General features: G+C 40.8%; 20 protein-coding genes. 14 read left to right on the forward strand and 6 right to left on the reverse strand.

Translation table 11 applies throughout. From position 1 onward, the window contains the following. Window positions 1-118: 118 nt before the first annotated feature. The 6 genes from J3P37_RS07815 to cobA all read left to right on the forward strand — a co-directional run bounded on the left by J3P37_RS07815 (window position 119) and on the right by cobA (window position 7,537). Entirely contained in the window at window positions 119-2,680 is a 2,562-nt protein-coding gene (locus tag J3P37_RS07815; RefSeq protein ID WP_256010539.1) for a phosphoenolpyruvate carboxylase, read from the forward strand. A gap of 70 nt (window positions 2,681-2,750) precedes the next feature. Further along, window positions 2,751-3,761, forward strand: a complete 1,011-nt coding sequence (locus J3P37_RS07820) for a Gfo/Idh/MocA family oxidoreductase (protein WP_256010540.1) — start codon at window positions 2,751-2,753, stop codon at window positions 3,759-3,761. Window positions 3,762-3,835: 74 nt separating this feature from the next. Next, on the forward strand, window positions 3,836-4,462 hold the full coding sequence (locus tag J3P37_RS07825; protein ID WP_256010541.1) for a DUF4142 domain-containing protein: 627 nt from the start codon (window positions 3,836-3,838) through the stop codon (window positions 4,460-4,462). A gap of 11 nt (window positions 4,463-4,473) precedes the next feature. Then, complete coding sequence (locus tag J3P37_RS07830) at window positions 4,474-5,442, forward strand: MBL fold metallo-hydrolase (RefSeq protein ID WP_256010542.1); 969 nt, start codon at window positions 4,474-4,476, stop codon at window positions 5,440-5,442. A 169-nt stretch (window positions 5,443-5,611) separates the two neighbouring features. Continuing rightward, window positions 5,612-6,583, forward strand: a complete 972-nt coding sequence (locus J3P37_RS07835) for a helix-turn-helix transcriptional regulator (RefSeq protein WP_256010543.1) — start codon at window positions 5,612-5,614, stop codon at window positions 6,581-6,583. Window positions 6,584-6,802: 219 nt separating this feature from the next. Further along, window positions 6,803-7,537 carry a uroporphyrinogen-III C-methyltransferase gene (cobA, locus tag J3P37_RS07840; RefSeq protein WP_256010544.1) on the forward strand — a complete coding sequence of 245 codons (735 nt, stop codon included), beginning with the start codon at window positions 6,803-6,805 and terminating at the stop codon, window positions 7,535-7,537. Here cobA and J3P37_RS07845 read toward each other — a convergent pair. Both J3P37_RS07845 and J3P37_RS07850 read right to left on the reverse strand, forming a co-directional pair. Next, a complete protein-coding gene (locus J3P37_RS07845; protein WP_256010545.1) occupies window positions 7,534-8,556 on the reverse strand; it encodes a glycosyltransferase family 2 protein in 1,023 nt (340 codons plus the stop codon). The two genes, cobA and J3P37_RS07845, sit on opposite strands and share 4 nt — an antisense overlap. Before the next feature lie 4 nt (window positions 8,557-8,560). Next, window positions 8,561-9,433, reverse strand: a complete 873-nt coding sequence (locus J3P37_RS07850) for a lysophospholipid acyltransferase family protein (protein ID WP_256010546.1) — start codon at window positions 9,431-9,433, stop codon at window positions 8,561-8,563. A 54-nt stretch (window positions 9,434-9,487) separates the two neighbouring features. Here J3P37_RS07850 and J3P37_RS07855 point away from each other — a divergent pair, with 54 nt between their 5' ends. From J3P37_RS07855 to bioB, 4 genes are all read left to right on the forward strand, one after another. Then, window positions 9,488-10,096 (forward strand): WbqC family protein, encoded by a 609-nt coding sequence (locus J3P37_RS07855; protein ID WP_256010547.1) that lies wholly within the window; start codon window positions 9,488-9,490, stop codon window positions 10,094-10,096. A 3-nt stretch (window positions 10,097-10,099) separates the two neighbouring features. Beyond that, window positions 10,100-11,224 carry a magnesium/cobalt transporter CorA gene (corA, locus tag J3P37_RS07860; protein WP_256010548.1) on the forward strand — a complete coding sequence of 375 codons (1,125 nt, stop codon included), beginning with the start codon at window positions 10,100-10,102 and terminating at the stop codon, window positions 11,222-11,224. Window positions 11,225-11,313: 89 nt separating this feature from the next. Then, window positions 11,314-12,663 (forward strand): magnesium transporter, encoded by a 1,350-nt coding sequence (mgtE, locus tag J3P37_RS07865; RefSeq protein WP_256010549.1) that lies wholly within the window; start codon window positions 11,314-11,316, stop codon window positions 12,661-12,663. 66 nt (window positions 12,664-12,729) lie between these two features. After that, window positions 12,730-13,725, forward strand: coding sequence for a biotin synthase BioB (bioB, locus tag J3P37_RS07870; RefSeq protein ID WP_256010550.1), 996 nt, complete (start codon window positions 12,730-12,732; stop codon window positions 13,723-13,725). Between the two features lie 69 nt (window positions 13,726-13,794). On the opposite strand, the gene J3P37_RS07875 is transcribed toward bioB, so the two are convergent. Together J3P37_RS07875 and xerD are read right to left on the reverse strand one after the other, a co-directional pair. Continuing rightward, on the reverse strand, window positions 13,795-14,541 hold the full coding sequence (locus J3P37_RS07875) for a hypothetical protein (protein ID WP_256010551.1): 747 nt from the start codon (window positions 14,539-14,541) through the stop codon (window positions 13,795-13,797). Window positions 14,542-15,219: 678 nt separating this feature from the next. Next, window positions 15,220-16,116: a site-specific tyrosine recombinase XerD gene (xerD, locus tag J3P37_RS07880; protein WP_256010552.1), complete on the reverse strand. Its 897-nt coding sequence runs from the start codon at window positions 16,114-16,116 to the stop codon at window positions 15,220-15,222. Between the two features lie 54 nt (window positions 16,117-16,170). Between xerD and aroQ the strand changes: the two genes are divergently transcribed. From aroQ to J3P37_RS07900, 4 genes are all read left to right on the forward strand, one after another. After that, a complete protein-coding gene (gene aroQ, locus J3P37_RS07885; RefSeq protein WP_256010553.1) occupies window positions 16,171-16,584 on the forward strand; it encodes a type II 3-dehydroquinate dehydratase in 414 nt (137 codons plus the stop codon). Window positions 16,585-16,878: 294 nt separating this feature from the next. Further along, window positions 16,879-19,554, forward strand: coding sequence for a valine--tRNA ligase (locus J3P37_RS07890; RefSeq protein WP_256010554.1), 2,676 nt, complete (start codon window positions 16,879-16,881; stop codon window positions 19,552-19,554). A 37-nt stretch (window positions 19,555-19,591) separates the two neighbouring features. Then, complete coding sequence (locus J3P37_RS07895) at window positions 19,592-20,224, forward strand: hypothetical protein (RefSeq protein ID WP_256010555.1); 633 nt, start codon at window positions 19,592-19,594, stop codon at window positions 20,222-20,224. Between the two features lie 38 nt (window positions 20,225-20,262). After that, window positions 20,263-20,928: a hypothetical protein gene (locus J3P37_RS07900; protein ID WP_256010556.1), complete on the forward strand. Its 666-nt coding sequence runs from the start codon at window positions 20,263-20,265 to the stop codon at window positions 20,926-20,928. 3 nt (window positions 20,929-20,931) lie between these two features. Here J3P37_RS07900 and J3P37_RS07905 read toward each other — a convergent pair whose 3' ends face one another. Together J3P37_RS07905 and J3P37_RS07910 are read right to left on the reverse strand one after the other, a co-directional pair. Continuing rightward, window positions 20,932-21,381, reverse strand: a complete 450-nt coding sequence (locus tag J3P37_RS07905; protein WP_256010557.1) for a hypothetical protein — start codon at window positions 21,379-21,381, stop codon at window positions 20,932-20,934. Window positions 21,382-21,413: 32 nt separating this feature from the next. Further along, on the reverse strand, window positions 21,414-21,875 hold the full coding sequence (locus tag J3P37_RS07910) for a type I restriction enzyme HsdR N-terminal domain-containing protein (RefSeq protein ID WP_256010628.1): 462 nt from the start codon (window positions 21,873-21,875) through the stop codon (window positions 21,414-21,416). Window positions 21,876-21,899: the final 24 nt, after the last annotated feature.

Below are 21,899 nucleotides of genomic sequence, written 5' to 3' on the forward strand. Positions count from 1 at the left end.
GCTTAATAATGAATAAAAGGATGATAAATTGACAAAATACTTGTCTTTTTATCATCCTTTAATTTTAGTATCTGCATAAAGCTGTTATTTTTGCTGCAATAAGCTCATATATTAATAAATGAAATTAAGCCAGAAAGAAGCTCTTTTTGCGAGTGAAGTTGTCACACGATTTGAACTCTACAATAGTTTATTCCTTACTCTTCCATTTTACCGGGTAAAGCATACAGGAACGCTTCTCCCGTTTTTTACATCGCATTGCGAAGAAGGAGTAAAGCAGAGTCTAGCCCCTGCAGATATTATAGAGAGTTTTTTTGGACAATATGAGCAATACGTTCAAACTGAAGACAGGACGGATCTCTTGTTTCGCTTTATTCAGTACATTGAACGTCAGGTTGTATTGTTTGATGCAATTGAAGACTCTGCTTTTACCAAGACAAACTCTGATGAAAATGCCCTGGCTTTCTTAATGCAGCAGGCTTCCTCTAACCCTGCGATGAAGGCTGAAATTAAGCAAAAGCTTGAAGAATTCTCTTTACGCTTGGTTCTTACAGCTCATCCCACACAATTTTATCCGGGTAGGGTACTTGCAATCATTAACGACCTTACTGATGCTTTAAAGTCTAATGATATTAATACAGTTCACCAGCTTTTGCAACAGCTTGGGAAGACTCCTTTTTTCAATAAGACTAAACCTACGCCGGTAAACGAGGCTGCCAGCCTTGCCTGGTTCCTTGAGAATGTCTTCTATCATGTGGTTTCTTCTTTACAGAAGGAAGTCGAGAATGAGATGGAAGGACTTTCTTTCAGTGCTCATCAGTTAATCGAACTTGGCTTCTGGCCAGGAGGCGACCGTGACGGAAATCCAAATGTAACTTCAGAAAGTACTAAAGAGGTTTCGGAGCTTCTTCGTGAAATATTGTTCCGCTGCTATTACCGCGACTTCCGGGTACTTAAACGCAGAATCACTTTCAGAGGCCTTGAAAATTATATGGCCAAACTGCAGGAGTTGTTTTATCAGAATAGTTTTACCAGGGTTGAAAACATGGTTGACATTCAAAAAGAAATCCTGGACAATCTTGGCTCTGTAAAGAGTGTGCTGCAAAGTGTGCACGACGGACTTTTTGTTGATACTGTTGATGATCTGATCCGGAAAGTTACCTTGTTTGGGTGTTATTTTGCATCCATAGACATTCGTCAGGACAGCCGTGTATTACGAAATACTCATATTACCTGTCGTTCATCTTTAAGGTCTTCTTTCCTTGAGGGTTACGATAATTTACCTGAAGAAGAAAAGGTTAAGAAGGTTACTTTTGAAGAAGATGATATTCAATGTGACGGTCTTGATAGTCTCAGCAACGATACTTTGCAGACGATTCGCCTGATGAAGAAAATGCAGCTCGCAGGTGGCGAGATGGCCTCTCATCGTTTCATTATCAGTAATTGTCAGCAAGCTTCTGATATTTTGCAATTAATAAACCTCTTCCTGTGGAGCGGCTGGAAAAAGGACGAGTTGAAAATTGACTTCGTGCCTCTGTTTGAAACTGTACAAGATCTTTCAGCAGCTTCTTCTGTTATGGAAAGTCTTTATACGAATGAGTTTTATAAAACCCATTTAAAGAATAGAGGCAATAAGCAGGTGATCATGCTTGGTTTCTCTGACAGTACAAAAGATGGCGGGTATCTTATGGCGAACTGGTCTATCTACAAGGCTAAGTCTGAGTTGACCTCATTAGCGAGGAAATATGGAGTTCAGCTTGCGTTCTTTGATGGCCGTGGTGGCCCTCCTGCCCGCGGTGGAGGTAAAACACATCGTTTTTACGCTACTATGGGTAAGGAAATAGCTAACGAACATATTCAGCTAACTATCCAGGGACAAACAATAAGCAGTCAGTACGGTTCTTTTGATACAGCTCATCATAATATTGAACAAATGATTAATGCGGGTTTAGTTAATGCCCTGGATAAGAGTGATAAAAATACTTTTACACCGGAGCAAAAGGCCTTCATTGAAGGAATGGCTTCTGTAAGTCACAAGCGATTTGTTGCACTTCGGGAAAATCCATTATTCCTAAAGTATCTCGAAAAGCTCAGTCCTCTGAAGTTGTTGTCCCATATCAATATCAGTAGTCGTCCGGTAAAAAGGAATTCAGGTGGCGAGTTAAAACTCGAAGATCTGAGAGCTATCAGCTTCGTAACTGCCTGGAGTCAGCTTAAACAAAATATACCAGGATTTTTTGGGGTTGGCTCAGCTTTAAAGAAAGCTAAAGAAAGCGGTGAATGGAACGATGTCAGATCTTTGTATGAAACTTCCGGATGGTTTAAAACGATGATGGACAACTGCATGATGTCTATGTCTAAAGCCAATTTTAACATTACTGCTTATCTTGAAAACGACAGTGAATTCGGCGAGTTCTGGAGGGTACTGAGAGATGAATTTAATCTTACAAAAGCTTTATTGCTGGAGCTAACTGATTCGTCAACCTTGATGGAACATTATCCGGTAGAGCGTCGTTCAATTGCTTTGCGTGAGAAAATTGTTCTTCCATTGGTATTGATACAACATTATGCCTTGCGCCAGCTTGAAAGTGGCAATGTTTCAGAGGAACAACGGCAGATATTATCCAAACTTGTTATACGTACCGTTTACGGAATTGTGAATGCAGGAAGAAACCTGGCGTAATTACCAAAACCGGAAGAAAACAAAAGCGTTATTTATAGGGATACTTTGGTATCCCTTTTTTCAAAAATAGATGGAAAAGCAAATTGTTACCGGCTTATTATCCTATGGAATGTCTGGCCGCGTGTTTCATGCCCCTTTTATCCAAACGCATCCCTCATTTCAACTGTACGCTGCCACTGAGAGGACCAGGAAGAAAATAAATGAACGGTATCCGGAGGTGATCAGCTATAGCTCTGTGGAAGAGCTTATAAATGATCCAAAGATTGAACTGGTTATTGTTAATACGCCTAATCATTTGCATTTTGAACATGCAATGCTTGCTTTGAACGCAGGCAAACACGTATTGATTGAAAAACCGTTTGCAGCTACAGCAGACGAAGCGAGCCAAATGTTTGATCTGGCAAAGCAAAATCAGTGCAAGATCATGGCATACCAGAACCGGAGATGGGATTCAGATTTTCAATCTGTCAGGTCTATAATAGGAGAAGGGGCTTTAGGTAATTTGATCGAAGTTCACTTCCGGTTTGATCGCTATCGAAACGAACTAAGCCCCAAATATTTCAAAGAACAGTCTTTACCCGCAAGTGGCTTGAGTTACGACCTGGGCCCGCATTTGCTGGATCAGGTGATCAGTCTCTTTGGCAAACCTCTCTTGTTTACAAAAACTTCGGGCACATTTCGCGAGGGCTCGCAGGTAGATGATTACCTGCACGTTCACCTCAAATATCCGGAGAACTTAAATGTTTTTGTAACCGCGAATTTGCTGGTCGCCCATCCTTTACCCTCATTTGTAATACATGGTACAAAAGGCTCTTATATAAAGAAGAGAACAGATGTACAGGAAGAGCAGCTCGATAAAAATATCTCTCCAATTGATCCTCATTATGGTATAGAGCCTAATGGGGCCGAGGGGATGCTGGTTACGGTGAATAATGATGGCAGCTCTGGTACTCATTACAATACCGCACTTAAAGGTAACTATAATCGTTTATTTGACGCCATAGCGAATCATATCCAGCTGGATAAGCCATATCCGATAAAGGAAGAAGAAATCATCTGGCAACTGGAGATCCTGCAATAAATATTTAATTATTCTGATACAAAAATAAAACAGGCTATAAAGCAATATGTTCTAATAACATATTCTTTATAGCCATGATAACCGATATATATCGGCTATGCATCTGTTTATTTTGTTGCATAGTCACAGGGTGTAATAGTGTCGATCAATCCCTGTCCTACCTTCCTGAAGGCAGTACGGCATTACGAGGAACGTCGTCTGAAGCAACTAATACAACGGCAATAATAGCGCAGCAACAAAACGCGTCTATCGATTCTGCAAGTGCGGAGTTCGCAAAACAAGCCTGCATATCGAACAAACTTATCATTCAATTAAGTTTGCTAGCAAAGGAACGATCACAGAGCTCCATTATTCCTGCCTTTGCCGAGACTACGATAACGCAATACCGGAAAGCAGAATCAACTCTTGAAGATATCCTCAGGGAGAAGGGGATACCATCTGATAGCCATATTCCTGCCAACGAGCAGGATGGAATAAATAAGCTATATACTTTAAAAAGTCATGCGTTTGATAAATCATATCTTGATTTGATGGAGCAGGCTCACAGAAGAGCCATAGCGGTTTATAAAAAAGGTGCTACCAAACCGCTGGATAATAATATAAAAACGTATGCACAAGAACGCTTGCCCGATATCGAAGCGCAATACGATGCACTTAAAGAAATTGAAAGATCAGTAAAAAGCCTGGTAAAAGATCAATAGAAGTACATACTATGAAAACAATCGAAAAAGAAGGTTATAAACTAAGGAAATCTGATAAGCTGGAATACTTCAAGGTTTCCCCGGGTGTATGGGGGATGAAGATCGTGTTTGTCAATATTTATATTGTCGCAACGGGCGACGACGAAGGGAAGGACTGGGTCCTGATAGATGCCGGGTTAAAGGGATCCGGAACGAAAATCAGGCGTTTGGCCGAACACCTGTTTGGTGCTGGAACTAAACCCACTGCTATCTTGCTCACTCACGGACATTTTGATCATGTAGGAGCTTTGGAGGAGCTGCTGGGATTTTGGGAAGTTCCTGTTTATGCACATTACCTGGAATTACCTTACCTGAAAGGATTATCATCCTATCCTCCGCCAGATCCAATGGTAGGTGGGGGCTTAATGAGTTTGATGTCCTGGATTTACCCTCGAAGTCCTAAGGACCTGGGTAACAGGATAAAAAAGCTGAACATGGGAACCGAACTGGAAGAGTTGCCGGGATGGACGTTCATTCATACTCCGGGGCACTCACCGGGCCAGGTTTCTATTTTCAGGGAAAGTGATAAAACGCTTATTGCTGGTGATGCATTTGTAACCACAAAGCAGGAGTCGGCATTTTCTGTAATGACACAAAGAAAAGTTTTATCCGGCCCGCCGAAGTATTTTACGATAGATTGGTCCGCTGCTAAAGAGTCAGTTAAAGCTCTGCGTTTGCTAGAACCAGAAGTAGCTGCCACAGGTCATGGCTATCCCATGTATGGAGAAGTGCTGAAAGCCGCCCTGGTTGATCTTGCTGATCATTTCGATGAAAAAGCTGTTCCGCATTATGGCCGTTATGTGAAGGAACCGGCCCGGGCAAATAAAAACGGTGTTCAATACATTCCCCGTAAGGTGAATAATCCGGTAATTTTAACCAGTGTCTTCATTCTCGCGGGGCTGACCACTGCGGGTTTACTTTGGGGAATCAGACGCCGGTGACCTGAACCATGAATGTATTATACTAATTTATTGACGTATGAACCGTGTATATTTCGTAATAGCATTTATGCCGACGGGATGGAAACCTTTCTCCAACGATGGACTATTGTTCGGGAATTTTTTTGGATAATTGCTGCACTATGGTTTCTTTTGTTTAAATCATAATGCTATGAATCGAATCGACCGGATATCAGCTATCCTTATTCAATTGCAAACTCGTCGTGTGATAAAAGCGCAGGATATAGCAGACAGGTTTGAGATAAGTTTGCGTACGGTTTACCGCGATATACGATCATTGGAGGAAGCAGGTGTACCCATAATAGGAGAGGCGGGGATCGGTTATTCACTGGTGGAAGGATACAGGTTGCCACCTGTGATGTTTACCAGGGACGAGGCATCCGCGTTCCTGACTGCTGAAAAACTGGTAGCCCAATTAACCGATGCTTCCACCAGCGCAGATTATTCGTCTGCGATGTATAAAATAAAAGCAGTACTTAAATCATCTGAAAAAGAGTACCTGGAGGATATTGAATCCAGCATCGCTGTTTTAAAAAGCAAGCGACAGGAGAACAGCGCTCTGGAATTAAATCTGCTTCAAACAACGCTCAAAAGTATTGCCGAAAAAAGGGCAATGACTATCAAATATTTTACACATTATAGTCAGGAATCTAACGAACGCTGCGTAGAACCTGTCGGTGTCTTTTTCCTGGACACTTACTGGCATCTGATTGCTTTCTGCAGATTGAGAAATGACTACCGGGATTTCCGCCTGGACCGGATCTCAGACCTTAGGTTAAGCAATCAGTTATTTTCCAGGCAGCATCCACCGCTCAAAGAATATCTGCAGTTCTCTTGCAAGGAAAAAAACCTGCATGAAGTTGTTATCAGGGTCTCTAAAAATTGGCATGCTTACCTTGATAATCAGAAATATTATAATGGTTTTATTTCTGAAGTGAAAGATGGCGACGAAACTGAAATGACTTTTATGACCACATCCATTACTGGTTTTGCACGTTGGTACATGATGTTTGGTGATGAGGCTTGTATAAAAAAACCAGATATACTGGTAGAGACTGTGCGGTCTATGCTCTCCAACATTGCTGAACGATTGACGACCACCGTGCCGGAGCCGGTCCTGTAATATTGCTGATGTTAAACAGAGTCGTTAGGCACACGCGGCACGTGCACCAGCAAGGGTTCAGCATGGCGTGTGCTTAAAGCAATTAAGCCGCAATTTAGCCGCAAAAAAAGCGAGAAAATTATGCTAATGCATACTTTTGCTGCTTTTTACCCGAAAATGGTAAAGATAAGTCCTCTGAATTTGAAAAATGTTGTATTTTACCCGCATAAAAAGCGATAGATGCAGGAGAATACTATAAAACCACAATTATATGTTATCGGAGCTGGCCCGGGAGATCCGGAACTGATTACATTAAAGGCATTTAAGGTGCTTCAGAAGACAAAAGTGATTTTATATGATAATCTTGCTAATAAAGAACTTTTGGATCTGGCTCCAGAGGACTGCGAATTAATATATGTGGGGAAACATCCTTATGGCGAATATACTCCTCAGGAAAGAATTCATGAACTGATCAAAGAAAAGTCATTTGAGAAGGGGCTGATTGTGCGTTTAAAGGGGGGAGATCCATTTATATTTGGACGAGGCTATGAGGAAATGATCTTTGCCAGGGAAAATGGTATTGAAGCTTTTTTCATTCCGGGGATAACCAGTATGCAAGCTTCCGGATTCGAAGACATCCCTTTAACTCATCGTACCTTGAGTGAGGGAATATGGGTAGTAACCGGCACTAAAAAAGACGGCACTTTATCAAATGACTTGCGTCTTGCTATGCAAAGCAATTCAACTGTGGTGATTTATATGGGGATGAAGAAGCTGCAGGATATTGCCGACACGTATATTAAGGAAGGAATGGGAGAAACTCCTGCCGCCATAATTCAACATGCAACTTTAGCAAAGCAAAAATCGGCCGTTGGTACAGCAAAAAATCTACCTAAGATGGCCATTGATAACAAGCTTACACATCCAGCCATTGTAATCATCGGAGAGGTTGTCGGGTTGAAAATAAAAGGCTAATCTACCTCAAGCTGACTGAACTTTCTAATGCCTTTTACGAAATACATCCAGACAATGCTTCCCGGATAAAGTCCACTATGCCTCCGGTGAGGGAGAGATTTTGAGGCCTTATTTAGGTTACGCCGGAGATCTTTGAAAAAGGCAATATGAGCTTTGTTAATTGCCCTTGCCTGTTTAAACTGACCTCCGGCCAGGAATTTCAGCAAGGTGATGAAATCCAGCCAAAACCGCGTAAACAGGATGGAAAAACGTTTGTCTTTAGGCAGATTTTTTAAAAGCATAGCTAAATTGTTCCTGAAGTTTAGATAGCTTTTATAGGGGCTGGTGCTGTTTAAGGTTCCGCCTCCTATATGATAAACAGCAGATCCCGGGCAATACATAATTTTATAACCCATGTTTTTTAATCTCCAGCACAGATCTATTTCTTCCATATGTGCAAAGAAATCGGCATCAAAGCCACCTGCTTTCTCCCAGCATGCTTTTTTTATGAATAAGGTAGCACCACTGGCCCAAAAAACCTCTGTGGCTTGATTGTATTGGCCCTCATCTGTTTCAACAGTATCAAACAGCCGCCCTCTGCAAAAAGGATATCCATATTTGTCTATAAATCCTCCCGCGGCACCAGCATACTCAAAGGCGTTTCTATTATTCCATGCCTTGATCTTAGGTTGTGCAACGGCAATTTCAGGATCACTTTCCATTAGCGTTACAACGGGCTCAATCCAACCTCTGGTAACTTCAACATCAGAGTTTAACAATACAAAGTAGTCGGCATCCACTTGGTTTAAAGCTTCATTATACCCGCCTGCAAATCCTAAGTTTTTGTTGTTCAAAATAAGCCTTACTGTACTGAAATAGGTAGAGATCATCTCCACTGAATCGTCATCCGACTTATTGTCGGCGACAATAACCTCAAGGTTCGGATAGGAGGAAGCTACCACCGCAGGAAGGAATTGTTTAAGGAATTCTCGACCGTTCCAGTTTAAAATAATAACGGCGACTCTGGGGTAAATTTCCATTTAATTATTCTGCTGATTTAAATTTCCAACGTTTATGAGACCACAGCCAAAGTTCCGGCCTTGCTTTTATTTGCTGTTCCAGTTCTTTCGTGTGAATTTCTGTGATTTCGAACTCGCTTGTTTCCTTAGGATCTTCTACAATAGTTTTGAACCTGGCTTCGTAGTACCCTCTTTTAATACGATCTATGTAACAGAAAACTACCGGGTTTCCCGTGGTTTTTGCTATTTTCTCTATACCGAGAAATACTGACGTTCGCTGGTTGAGAAATTCTGTGAAGTAGTTAGACTCATGTCTGGTGGGTGTCTGGTCGCTTACAAAAACGGCAAAATATAACCTGTGCCTGTTTTCAGCAATCTTTCTCAACGTATGTTTCATAGGTACCATTATAGTACCGAACCTGCTCCTCATTTTGTTAAGGAGTGCACCAAAAAGTTTATCACCAAGCGGTTTATATACCACTAAAACCGTTTTGTTAATAAACAGGTTTATTGCCAGATTTCCCCATTCCCAATTTGCATAATGGCCACCAGTTGCCAAAACAGATCTCCCGTTATGAAAATGGCGTTCTGCTTCTTCCGGGTTAAGGAACTTTAATCTTTTTTTCATACTATTACGAGAAATGGTCAGCATTTTAAAAGATTCAAGTATGTTGTCGCATAAAAAGCGATAGAACTTTTTTTCGATCACCTTTAACTCCGCCTCAGTTTTTTCGGGGAAGGAATTTCTGAGATTGGGTTCTACCACATGCCTGCGGTACTTTACAATATAGTATATGATGTAGTAAAAAAAATCGGAAACCAGGTAAAGGATTGGAAAGGGCAGGTAAGAAATCAGATATATTGAAAATTTACTTAGCCCCCAAAGAACCTTCTTCATGTATGTTATTTATTTTTAATTTCGGCGAACCGGAACACAAACTTACTATATACAATGAATAAAGGTGCAATCTTTCCATTATTTTACCTTCCGCCTGTTAGCTTTTTTCCTGAACTTCTTCAGTATAAAGATCATATTGTTATCGAGCGCTTTGAGCATTTTCCCAAACAAACGTACAGGAACCGGGCGTCAATCCATTCTCCCCAGGGGAAACTTGACCTGATCATTCCGGTAGTAAAGGGATCGAAAGTTCATACGAAAGTAAAGGATGTAAGGATCTCGTACGACTTCCAATGGCAGCGCTTGCATTGGTTAAGCCTTCAGTCATCGTACAGAAGCTCCGCATATTTCGAATTTTACGAAGATGAGTTCGCTCCGTTCTTTGAGAAAAAATGGGACTTCCTGTTTGACTTTAATAGTGATTTGCTGCAGGTTTTGTTGAAGTTATTGAAAATTAATATTAATCTGTCCTATTCGGAAGAATATGAAAAAGAATACGCTGATCTGGCAGATTTTCGTCATGAAATGAATCCGAAGGCCGGGATTACCTATTCTAATAAAACTTATTATCAGGTTTTTGACGACAGGAATGGCTTTTTACCCAACCTAAGTATAGTCGATTTGTTATTTAACCAGGGGCCACAAAGCATCCAATTCATTTAAAAAATGTCGAATTTTTTTAGAAGGATAAGTATTAAAAAGACCAAAAGGCGCCTGCCGCCGCCTGGTACCAGCCCAGGGTCTTTGCAACCGGCTGAAGGCGCTTTGCCTCCAAAGATAGACGTGTATTCCTTTTCTCCCTCATTTTTTGAGAAAGTTGAAGTTTCATCATTTGAGGAAATAAAGACGATTCTCCATAATCATCCTTCAGAAATTCATTGGATTGACGTTAAGGGCCTGGGTGATAGTTCATTGTTGGAAACGATCAGGGATGAATTTTCCGTTAGTACCCTTATTCTGGAAGACATATTGCATACACATCAGCGCCCCAAATTAGAAGAGTTCGAAGATCATCTGTTCGCCACCAGCAGAATGCTTTGCCTAAACAGCAAACTGCAGCTGGAAAATGAACAGATCTCATTTTTATTAACTGAAAGAGTGCTTCTGACCTTTCAGGAAAATTACGAAGATTGCCTGGACCCGGTGAGGAAGCGATTACTGGAAGGGAAAGGAAATATCCGTATTGGCGGCACTTCTTATCTGATGTATGCATTGATGGATTTGATCCTGGATAATTACTTTATACTGATCAACCGGTTTGGAGATGAACTAGATTCGCTCGAGGAGCTGTTATACCGGCGTCCGGGAAAGTCAATAACCTATGATGCGCAACAGATTAAGCGGGCTTTAATCACTGTAAGACGAGCGGTATGGCCTGAAAGAGATAAAATAAATGACATGCTGAGAAGCTCATCGCCCCTGATAACCGATCATACCAAGACTTTCCTGAGGGATGTTTATGATCATTCTATGCAGATCATTGACCTCGTAGAGAGTTATAAAGAGATTGCTACCAGTGTGATCGATATGTACTTGTCTTTCATGAGTAACAGAACCAACGAAATTATGAGGGTGCTTACGGTGATCTCCTCCATATTTATTCCGCTTACCTTTATAGCAGGGGTGTACGGTATGAATTTTGCCGATAAGAATCCCGAAACAGGACAGGTGCTGGAAAAAAATATGCCCGAACTTTATTCAGAAAATGGATACTTGTATACCATGTTCGTGATGGGCTTCATTGCATTGGTACAGGTGATCTATTTTTGGCGTAAGGGCTGGCTTAAGTAAGTCCTGCTTTGTGTTACCAGCAGGTTAACATAGCCTTAATTGTTATTATAAAACATAAATCAGGCATCATTTTACTATTTTAGCGAGCAATGCAATCTTTTGAACTTGACAAAACGGATATTCAGAGAATAACACAAGCACTTGAGGGCGATGATGAGGCTCTGAAGGTCTTGCTGGCTGAATACCATGCGTCAGAAATTGCGATCTTATTCGAAGGGCTTAGCCAGGAAGCCAGAGAATATATCATTAATATTCTTCCCAGCGATATCGCTTCGGAGGTAATTTCAGAAATGGATGCTGAGATTCACCCCGAAAAGATCCTGGGAAATCTGCATCCCGAAAAACGTTCAGAAATTGTAGAGGAACTCGATTACGACGATGCTACAGATATTATCAGCCAGCTGTCTGAGAAACAGCAAGAAGAGATATTAGAAGGCCTGGATGCCGAAGATGCTTCTCATATACGGGCCCTCCTGAATTACGACGAGGACACCGCTGGCGGCCTGATGAATACCCAGGTACTTAAAGTGAACAGCGGCCTTACCAAAAAGGAGGCACTGGACGAAATCATACGTCTTTCTGAAGAAATTGAGGAGTTTTATACGATAAATGTAGTCGACAATGACAATAGGCTGGTAGGTATCGTCTCTTTAAAGGATATTATAAAATCAAAGTATACGGTTCATATTCGTGAACTAGTTAAGGACGATTTTGTATACGTAACTGCTGATACGGATCAGGAGGAGGTTGCCAAGCTTCTATCCCAATATAACCTGACCAGTATTCCCGTAGTCGACGATAAAATGAAACTACTGGGCCGGATAACCTTTGACGACGTTATCGACGTGTTGCAGGAAGAAAATACAGAAGACATTCTGAAAATTTCCGGGGTATCAGAAGATGAGGAATTATCAGGAAACTGGAGAGAAGCAATTAAAAGCCGACTTCCCTGGCTTGTTCTAAATCTTGGGACTGCCTTTCTTGCTTCATCTGTTATCAGGCATTTTGAGCCTACTATTACGCATCTGGTGATACTATCAGGTTATATGACCATGATTGCGGGTATGGGAGGTAATGCGGCGACCCAGGCTTTAGCAGTAACCGTCCGGCGCATCTCATTGAACGACCTTACCGATAAACAGGCCTATCAGACTGTTTTTAAGGAACTTACTGTAGGCTTAATTAACGGTGCAATTATCGGTTGTATAATTTTTCTGTTCGCCGTGTTTTACGATAGAAATCCCATGCTAGGCCTTGTAGTCTTCCTGGCGATGACTGGCAATCTGTTGATAGCCGGTATTACAGGGGCCTCTATACCCTTGCTTCTTAAAAGGATCGGAATTGATCCCGCAATTGCATCCTCCATCATCATTACTACATTTACAGATGTGCTTGGTTTTTTGCTGCTTTTGGGTATGGCAAGCAAGTTGCTTCTATAACAAATCAATCTCTGCTGTTCTTTCTGTAAATTTCTTCTAAATTTGTTGCAATTAAGATATGAGATTATGACTGAGATCAGGAACGATTGGACCAAAGAAGAAATTTCTGAAATATATAACAGCCCTTTACTGGATTTAATTTACCGTTCGGCGAGTGTGCACCGTGAAAATAAAGATTATTCTGAAGTGCAAATAAGCAGTTTGTTATCTATCAAGACTGGTGGATGCTCTGAAGATTGTTCGTATTGTCCGCAAGCGGCCCGTTATAACACTGGTCTTGAGGTACAGGCACTGATGTCGCTGGAACAGGTTACTTTTGCCGCGCAGAAAGCAAAGGATGGAGGTGCCTCCCGTTTATGCATGGGAGCCGCCTGGCGTGAAGTTCGTGATAACCGCGATTTTGATAAGGTCATAGAGATGGTTAAAACGGTGAACAGCATGGACATGGAAGTTTGCTGTACACTAGGCATGTTAACCGAGAGCCAGGCTCAACGCCTTGCCGACGCTGGTTTGTACGCCTACAATCATAACCTGGATACCTCTGAAGAAGATTACAAGCGAATTATCACCACCAGGACTTATGATGATCGCTTGAAAACAATAGAAAATGTTCGCAAAGCTAAACTTACAGTTTGCAGCGGAGGAATTATCGGACTGGGAGAAACAGTTGAAGACCGTATTTCAATGTTAAAAACGCTTTCCAACATGCCTAAACATCCGGAATCTGTGCCAATTAATGCATTGGTGCCGGTAAAAGGAACGCCTATGGAGAATCAGCCTTTAGTTCCTATCTGGGACATGGTGCGTATGATTGCTACGGCACGTATTATCATGCCCAAAACCGTAGTGCGCCTTTCAGCAGGACGTACTCAGATGAGCCTCACTGATCAGGCACTTTGCTTTATGGCAGGAGCTAATTCAATCTTTGCCGGAGATAAACTACTCACAACTCCTAACCCTGAATTTAACGAGGATATGCAGATGTTTGATATACTTGGTCTCAAACCACGGGAGGCCTTTAAAAACGGGCGTCCGGCTGTACGGGAAACGGTGGAGTTGTAGATTTACTTTCTCTAAATAATTTAAGCTTTAATATAAACTTGAAAGCCGGGATATAACTATTCCGGCTTTCTATTTTTTGCCCAGGTTGATTACCGCGCCGAGGGTAAAAACCGAATGGCCGGCAGTTAAATACTGCCTGTTCTTCAAACCAATTATGCTTCCGCTGGTATATTGGATCTGCACTGTTTCACTTACTTTCATACGGGTGAAAAAAACAGGCTCAAGAAAAATATTGTCCTCCTTAAAAGGCGAAGAAGTCACACTGGCGGTGCTTATGGCAAATTTATCCAGATCCAGGTAATTTATTCTTAAGGCTGTTCCATAATTCAAAGGGTATCTTTTACCAAACAGCTTGAGCGACTTTTTATTTTTCGCACTGTAATTAGCCTGGACAAAATATTTATTGAAATCAGCATTTTGGGTTTCTATCGGGAAAGACCCCTCATATTGCAGATCTTTGTAAACTCTCTCAGAGCTGCCACGGCCAAAACCAGCATACACTTCGAAGATGCGTTCGTTTTGTTTTCCGAAGCTTGTGAAGTAACCCGCGGCAGCTTCTATAAGGTTTTGGCTGAAATCCTTCCTGTCACGATTCCGGTCAATGTATGAACCATTCAACAGAACACCTACATGGTCTGACACGGCGAGCGCCGAATTAAAGCTCAGGTTTCCTTTTAAAGAAATATGAGCACTTCCATGGATCTCACCCCGTGAACTCAGCATTGGTGTATTGGGGACGTTTGGCATATATATAGATGAGCATCCGGTAGTAACCAGTAAGGGTAAGATAAAAATTAAAAGGGACCTGTTTCGCATTAAGGGACAATGTTAAATTACGATGTTAAAAATGATGTTAAGTACTAACGCAGCTGTTTGCAATTAATTATAGCAGCAGCTCCTTTGAATATTGTGCAAAAAATTGCTCACTTCCTTCACAAACATTTAATAGTGATAAAAAGTTGGAAATTTAATGATTAAGGTCATCGGAACGCTATTTTGTACACACTACATTAGTAAAAACAAGGTTTGGGAAGAATCGAGGAAGAAATAGATGTTGCCAGCAAATTTCTGTACAACAGACCAGGAAAGAAAAGGACGTGTAATCGTCTTAAAAGCGTATCGAATCAGCCTTTTTGCTGTTTGTCTGATAAGAGAAACTGGATTTTTTTAGAAAAAAAATAAAAATTTAATTTCAGTAAAATGTGGAATAATACTTGCGTTTATAGTAGTATATTTTTAATCTAAACTTGATGTTATGTTAAAGAAGCCAGGATTTGCAGTTTCGGTGCTCAATATATATATAATCACATTTTTAGTGATCCTTCAAATAAATATCTCACAAAGGTTAGAACATGCTATGTTCCTGATGGCACCTTTCATTGCCATATGGGCCTTTTATACAGTGATCCATTATAGCGAGACTGTTCGCTTCGACAGAAAAAGGTTACTCCGATAAAATGAGAGAGTTCGATCTTAATTGCTGAAGCAAGATAACTAGCTTCTTGGATGAAATTGGATAATTGTGTTTCTTAGGAAATCACGGTCAAGATGTGTATATATCTCCGTTGTAGTAATACTCTCATGTCCAAGCATATCCTGAACTGCTCTTAGGTCGGCGCCTCCCTCAATTAAATGAGTAGCGAAAGAGTGTCTGAAGGTATGAGGACTGATTGTCTTATTTAAACCTATGGTCTTAGCCAGCTGTTTGATGATCATGAATACCATAACCCTGCTTAATGGAGCTCCCCGCCGGTTAAGAAAAACAAAATCTTCCTTTCCGACTTTAATGTTTATATGTACCCTGACTTCGTTTATGTAGATCTTTAAAAGCTTAATTGCTTCCAGACCTACTGGTACCAGCCGTTCCTTATTTCCTTTTCCTGTAACTTTGATAAATTCAATATCGAGGTATAAGTCAGAAAGTTTTAAGTTGGTCAGTTCAGATACCCGCAGGCCGCAGCCATATAACACCTCAAGCATAGCTTTATTTCGCATCCCTTCAGCACTTGAAAGATCTATCGCTTCAATAAGTGCGTCTATTTCGTAGATGTTCAGCGTTTCAGGGAGTTTTCTGCTGAGTCGGGGACTCTCTATCAGCGATATTGGGTCCCGGTGTATGATGTTCTCCAGGAGGAGGTACTTATAAAAGGCTTTCAAACCCGAGAGAACTCTTGCCTGGCTATGAGGTAGCATCCCCAGCTCATTTATCCAGGATAGAAAGAGCTCAATGTCCTCTCTTTTTATAGCGGTGGGAAGTATTCCTCCAACACTATCTGAATATTGATGAAGTTTATCAACATCGCTTAAATAAGCATCAATACTATTGACTGACAAGCCCCTTTCCAGTTGGAGATATGACTTAAAACCGGTTTTACAAATCTTCCAATCCATGGGCAATTACATCTTTCAACAACAAAATAAAATAAAACTCTTAAGTTTGAAGGGATGAAGATACAAATCATTAATGGGCCTAACCTGAATTTATTGGGAACCCGCGAAAAGTCGATATATGGAGAAAGTGGTTTCGAACCTTTTTTGGCTGAACTAAAAAGCAGCTATCACAGTGTTGATATTCAGTATTTCCAAAGCAATATTGAAGGCGAGCTTATTAATAAACTTCATGAAATCGGATTCAGCTATGACGGAATAATATTCAATGCAGGAGCGTACACGCATACTTCACTTGCCATTGCCGACGCTATTGCAGCTATAAATACGCCGGTGATAGAAGTTCACATTTCCAATGTTTATTCCCGTGAAGAATACCGGCACAAATCTATGATGGCCAAAAATTGTAAAGGCATCATTACCGGCTTCGGGCTACATAGCTACAGGCTGGCCCTTGAGAGCTTCTTATAGTTATTTATTAAACCACCTGAATAAACGATCTATATACAAATAGTTATATAAAAGGTTAGTGATCCTGATATGACTACGAAATTTCATTTTAAATATTTTTTAAGGTAGAGGTGCGGTCATATAGTTTATTTAAAACACGTTATCATTTCATCATTTAAAACTATATTCTAACAAAAATATTGTGAGAATGATTTGCATTTTTTCCCACATCTGTCTACTAGATCCTATAAATGCCAATAATTTTATAATTGAGCCTTAAAAGCTATTTTTGCATTCAACATTGTTAATCGGCACATGAGCATTTCCAGAACGTACAATCCAAAAGAAACAGAAGATAAATGGTATAAATACTGGCTTGAAAAGGCCTTTTTTAAATCGGTGCCCGATGAGCGCGAACCTTACACAATTGTAATTCCTCCTCCTAACGTCACTGGTGTATTGCACATGGGGCATATGCTGAACAATACCATACAGGACGTCCTTATAAGAAGAGCCAGGATGCTTGGGAAAAATGCATGCTGGGTTCCTGGAACCGATCATGCGTCAATAGCTACTGAGGCTAAAGTGGTGGCTATGCTTAAAGAAAGGGGGATAGAAAAAAAAGATATAAGCCGTGAGGAGTTTTTAAAATATGCATGGGAGTGGAAAGAAAAATATGGAGGCATAATATTAAAGCAACTTGAAAAGCTTGGAGCTTCCTGCGATTGGGACCGTACTAGCTTTACCATGGATGAAGCCCTTTCTGAGGCGGTTACTGATACTTTTATTCATCTCTATAAAAAAGGATTGGTTTATCGGGGAGTTAGAATGGTGAACTGGGATCCGAAGGGCCTGACTGCAGTGTCAGATGAAGAGGTGATCCGTAAAGAAGTAAATCAAAAACTATATTATATAAAGTATAAGGTATCCGGAAGCGAGGAATATCTGGTGATTGCTACCACTCGCCCGGAGACTATTATGGCTGATACAGCCATCTGTATTAATCCTCATGATGAACGCTATAGTCATCTTAAAGGAAAGAAAGTTTTGATTCCTTTAATTAACCGCGAAATACCAGTTATTGAAGACGAATACGTGGATGTAGCTTTTGGTACGGGCTGCCTGAAAGTAACTCCTGCACACGACCTCAATGACTATGAATTGGGTTTAAAGCATAACCTACCGGTAATTGATATTCTTAACGACGACGGAACTTTAAATGACAAAGCTGAAATTTTAATAGGAGTGGAGCGTTTCGCCGCCAGGAAAAAGATTGCCGAACTTCTGGAAGAGGCAGAACAACTGGAAAAAGTTGAAGATTATAAATCTCAGATCGGTTTTTCAGAACGGACTGATTCTGCAATTGAACCTAAATTGTCGCTTCAGTGGTTTTGCAAAATGGACGTGATGGCCAAACCTGCGCTGGAATACGTTCTGAATGGCGATGTTAAACTTATCCCTGACAAGTTTATAAATACCTATCGCCATTGGATGGAAAACGTTAAAGACTGGTGTATTAGCCGGCAATTGTGGTGGGGACAAAGGATACCGGCCTGGTACTATAAAAATGAAGTTGTAGTAGCTAAATCCAAGGACGAAGCAGTAGAACAGTTGTTATTAGCCGAGTCTAGAAATGGACTTTCGGATGAGGAAAAGGCTGCTTTCAAAGAGGAGGCTAAGTCGCTTATCTCTCAGGATGAGGATGTGGTTGATACCTGGTTTTCTTCATGGTTGTGGCCCATTTCGGTGTTTGACCCTTCTGTTTGCGGTCACCCGGAAAATCCGGGTAATGCCGATCTTAACTATTATTACCCCACTAACGACTTGGTAACTGCTCCTGAAATCCTCTTCTTTTGGGTAGCCCGGATGATCATGGCGGGACACGAATTTAAGGGCGAAGTGCCTTTCAAAAATGTCTATCTCACTGGAATTGTTAGGGACAAACTAGGTAGAAAAATGTCTAAATCGCTGGGCAATTCCCCCGATCCGATTGATCTTATTGACAAATATGGAGCGGATGGCGTACGGGTCGGGATGTTGCTGTGCTCACCCGCAGGAAACGATTTGATGTTTGATGAATCTTACTGCGAACAGGGCAGGAACTTTGCCAATAAGATTTGGAATGCCTTCCGTTTGGTTAAGGGGTGGGAAATCGACACTCAGCTCGGTGCTGCAAATGAAGCTGCTGTTGAATGGTTCGATAACCGTTTTAATGAGGCTTTGGCAGAGATTGAAGATAACTTTGCACAATACCGCTTATCTGAAGCTTTAATGGCCTCTTACAAACTGGTGTGGGATGATTTCTGTTCCTGGTATCTTGAAATGGTTAAACCGGCTTATCAACAACCTGTAGATCAGTTTACGTATAAGGCAACCAAAGAATTTTTTGAAAGGATACTGAAGCTTCTGCATCCTTTTATGCCCTTTCTTACAGAAGAACTATGGCATGACGATGAGATATTCGCAAGCCGTTCAGAGCTGGATTGCTGTATAGTGTCGAACTATCCGGTTTCAGTAGATGTAAAAAAAGGTCTGTTGAAAAACGTTGAGGTAGTAAAGCAGGTAATCTCTGAAGTTCGAAACATCAGGAATTCTAAACAGATCTCTCCAAAAGAAAGTCTGCCATTATCTGTAAAAATAAATTCTGAAATACCTTATCAGCGATATTCCGGTATCATAAACAAACTGGCTAACCTTAGTGAATTTATTGTAGTAACCGAGAAGGTTCAGGGAGCCACAAGTTTTATGTCGGACAGGGATGAGTTTTTTGTTGTCTTACAAGGAAGTCTCGACGTGGAAGCCGAACGCGAGCGTATCAGCAAAGAAATAAAATATCTTAAAGGTTTCCTTAAGTCGGTGGATGCGAAGCTTTCAAATGAACGTTTTGTAAATAATGCTAAAGCTGAGGTGGTGGATAACGAGCGTAAAAAGAAAGCTGATGCCGAGGCAAAGATCCTGATATTGGAAGAAGGCTTAAGCGCGATCAAATAACTGAACCTGACTTGAATTATTGTACAACCATATCATAATGAAATATACTTCTTTATTTTTCTTAAGCCTGGCGCTGTTCGCTTGTCAGGAACCCAAAAAAGCCAAACAAAAAAAAGAAATCGATCCCAAAATACTTATTACTTGTAATGCTATCGGTGAGATCGGTTTGAAAGATACCCATCAATCGCTGGTGGACAGATTTGGGAAAAATGCCATTACCGAGCATGAAAATACCGTATATGGACATTATTCTACTGTTTTCGAAGGTGATGAAAAACAGGTAAACGTTTACTGGAAGGAGAGTAGTGCTCCATTTAAAACGGTGAAGTTTGTTGAAGTAAACACGGCAGGATCTGTTTACATGACTAAAGATAGTGTTAAAGTTGGATTAACGATGCGCCAGTTAGTAAAGTTGAACGGCTTTATGCCGGTTACCTTCAAAAATATCTGGCAGCCATCGGAGGCAGGTATCATAAAGAGCTTCAACGGAGGAACTGTAGAAAGCAATTCACCGTGTCTTTCAGGCTTTATGGAGCAGGTCAAAATCAATGTAGTGCACAAAGATGAAATAAAGGCTTTCAGAAATAAGGAGTGGGTGGAATCGTCAGACCCACTTTTTAATCGCATTGATATGGAACTTAGCTCAATCAGAATATTCCCCAAACAATAATGTTACAAGGTTTATTTAATAAGGGAAAACTCATATTTATGCGGCTTTCCCTTTTTTTATTAGTTTTCTTTTTATTGTCTTGCGGGCCAAGCAAGCGAGGGGCTGAACCGGGAGACTCGACAGGCAATTTAATTTCTGTGGGCCTTGATGCTCCTGGAACAGAAAGTATTATCACCTGTTGGGGCGTAGGCAGAATTGACCTGGGCGATGATCTGGATGCTATCATAGAGAAGTTCGGCCCGGAAAGGGTTACTCAGGATTCACTCTATCAGGAAGGGATGTTTCAGGGGCTGATAACGGTTGTTGGAAAAGGTACTCCGGAAGAAGTAATTGTACGCTGGGAAGAAAACAAACCGCCATTTAAGAACATCCGTTTCATTGAGATAGAAAAAGTTGACTCCCCATATCAGTTCGCAAACGGCATCAAGATTGGAACCTCAATGGCTGAAATAGTTAAGTTAAATGGAGGAAACGCAGTTCGTTTTTATGGCTTCGGCTGGGATTATGCAGGTACTTTTGCCAATTTCGACGGAGGAAAACTGGAGGGCGATATTCCCTGCTTTGGAGGAGTGTTTGCACCAGGTGATCAAGCATCTTCAGAACTGCCGGCAGGGCTGAACGGCGATAAAAAACTAAGTTCCGATCATCCGGATTTAAAAGGGCTCAATTTAAAGCTTGTAAAAATACGGATTATGAATAAGTAGCCTTTAATCAAATGCTTTTCCGGAAGTTTCGCAAGTGAAGCTCCGGGTGAATTCTTTAATTTCCCATCTGGTTTGAGGACTTTTAATATCCATCAGACTGATATTATGTATATGATTATCTCTGGTTGAAATTTGAATCCTGCAAAAGTTGGTGTTTATATGATGGATATCTGATCCTGCTATGGTGATTATTTCATTCAGGTCTTCATTATAATAACTTATACCATCTTTTGTTACAGCAAGGGCCAAAGGTCGTTTACTGAAATGCGCTCGCAGATAAATAGCCGAAACACATGCGGCTGTTAATACCAGTGCCAGGGAAAACCAACCTGGTATGATTAATACGGACAGGATGCCGATTACTACTGTAATGCCGATAAAAATGGCGTGAAAAGGAGAGCTCTGCTCTTTTAAAGATATCACAGCACTTTCCCTGTAAAACCTAAACTTCATGACACTGATTTTACGAAAATTAAAATATTAGGTTACAGTGAATTATCGTAATCTGGCAAATCTTTTACAAAGGTGTATTTCTGATTTTCAAAGTCTATAAGGCAGTAAAAGTGTTCGAGTCCGTTACTTACTGCCAATAAAGGTACTCTATGAATGATGTTGTACCGTGCTATCTGGTCAAACACGTTTTGAGTAATCTTCACGGAAGGCGCTTTGCATTCAATCATAAGTATTTTTTCACCCCGATTATTGAAAACGACCACGTCTGTTCTTTTTTGCAGCGAATTAAGCTTTAAGCCCCCTTCCAATTTAATTAGCGATCTTGGATAGCTCTTTTCCTTAACAATGTACTGAACCAAATGTTGCCTTACCCACTCTTCCGGAGTTAACACAAGGTATTTTTTTCTTATTTCATCGAAGATATAAGTAATACTTAGCTCTTGCTTTATCTTAAATGGGTGAGCGGGAAGATTTAATTGTAAGGGTTCAAATATCACGTGGCAAAATTCGTAAAATTT

The organism is Desertivirga xinjiangensis (assembly GCF_024436435.1).
Taxonomy (GTDB): domain Bacteria; phylum Bacteroidota; class Bacteroidia; order Sphingobacteriales; family Sphingobacteriaceae; genus Desertivirga; species Desertivirga xinjiangensis.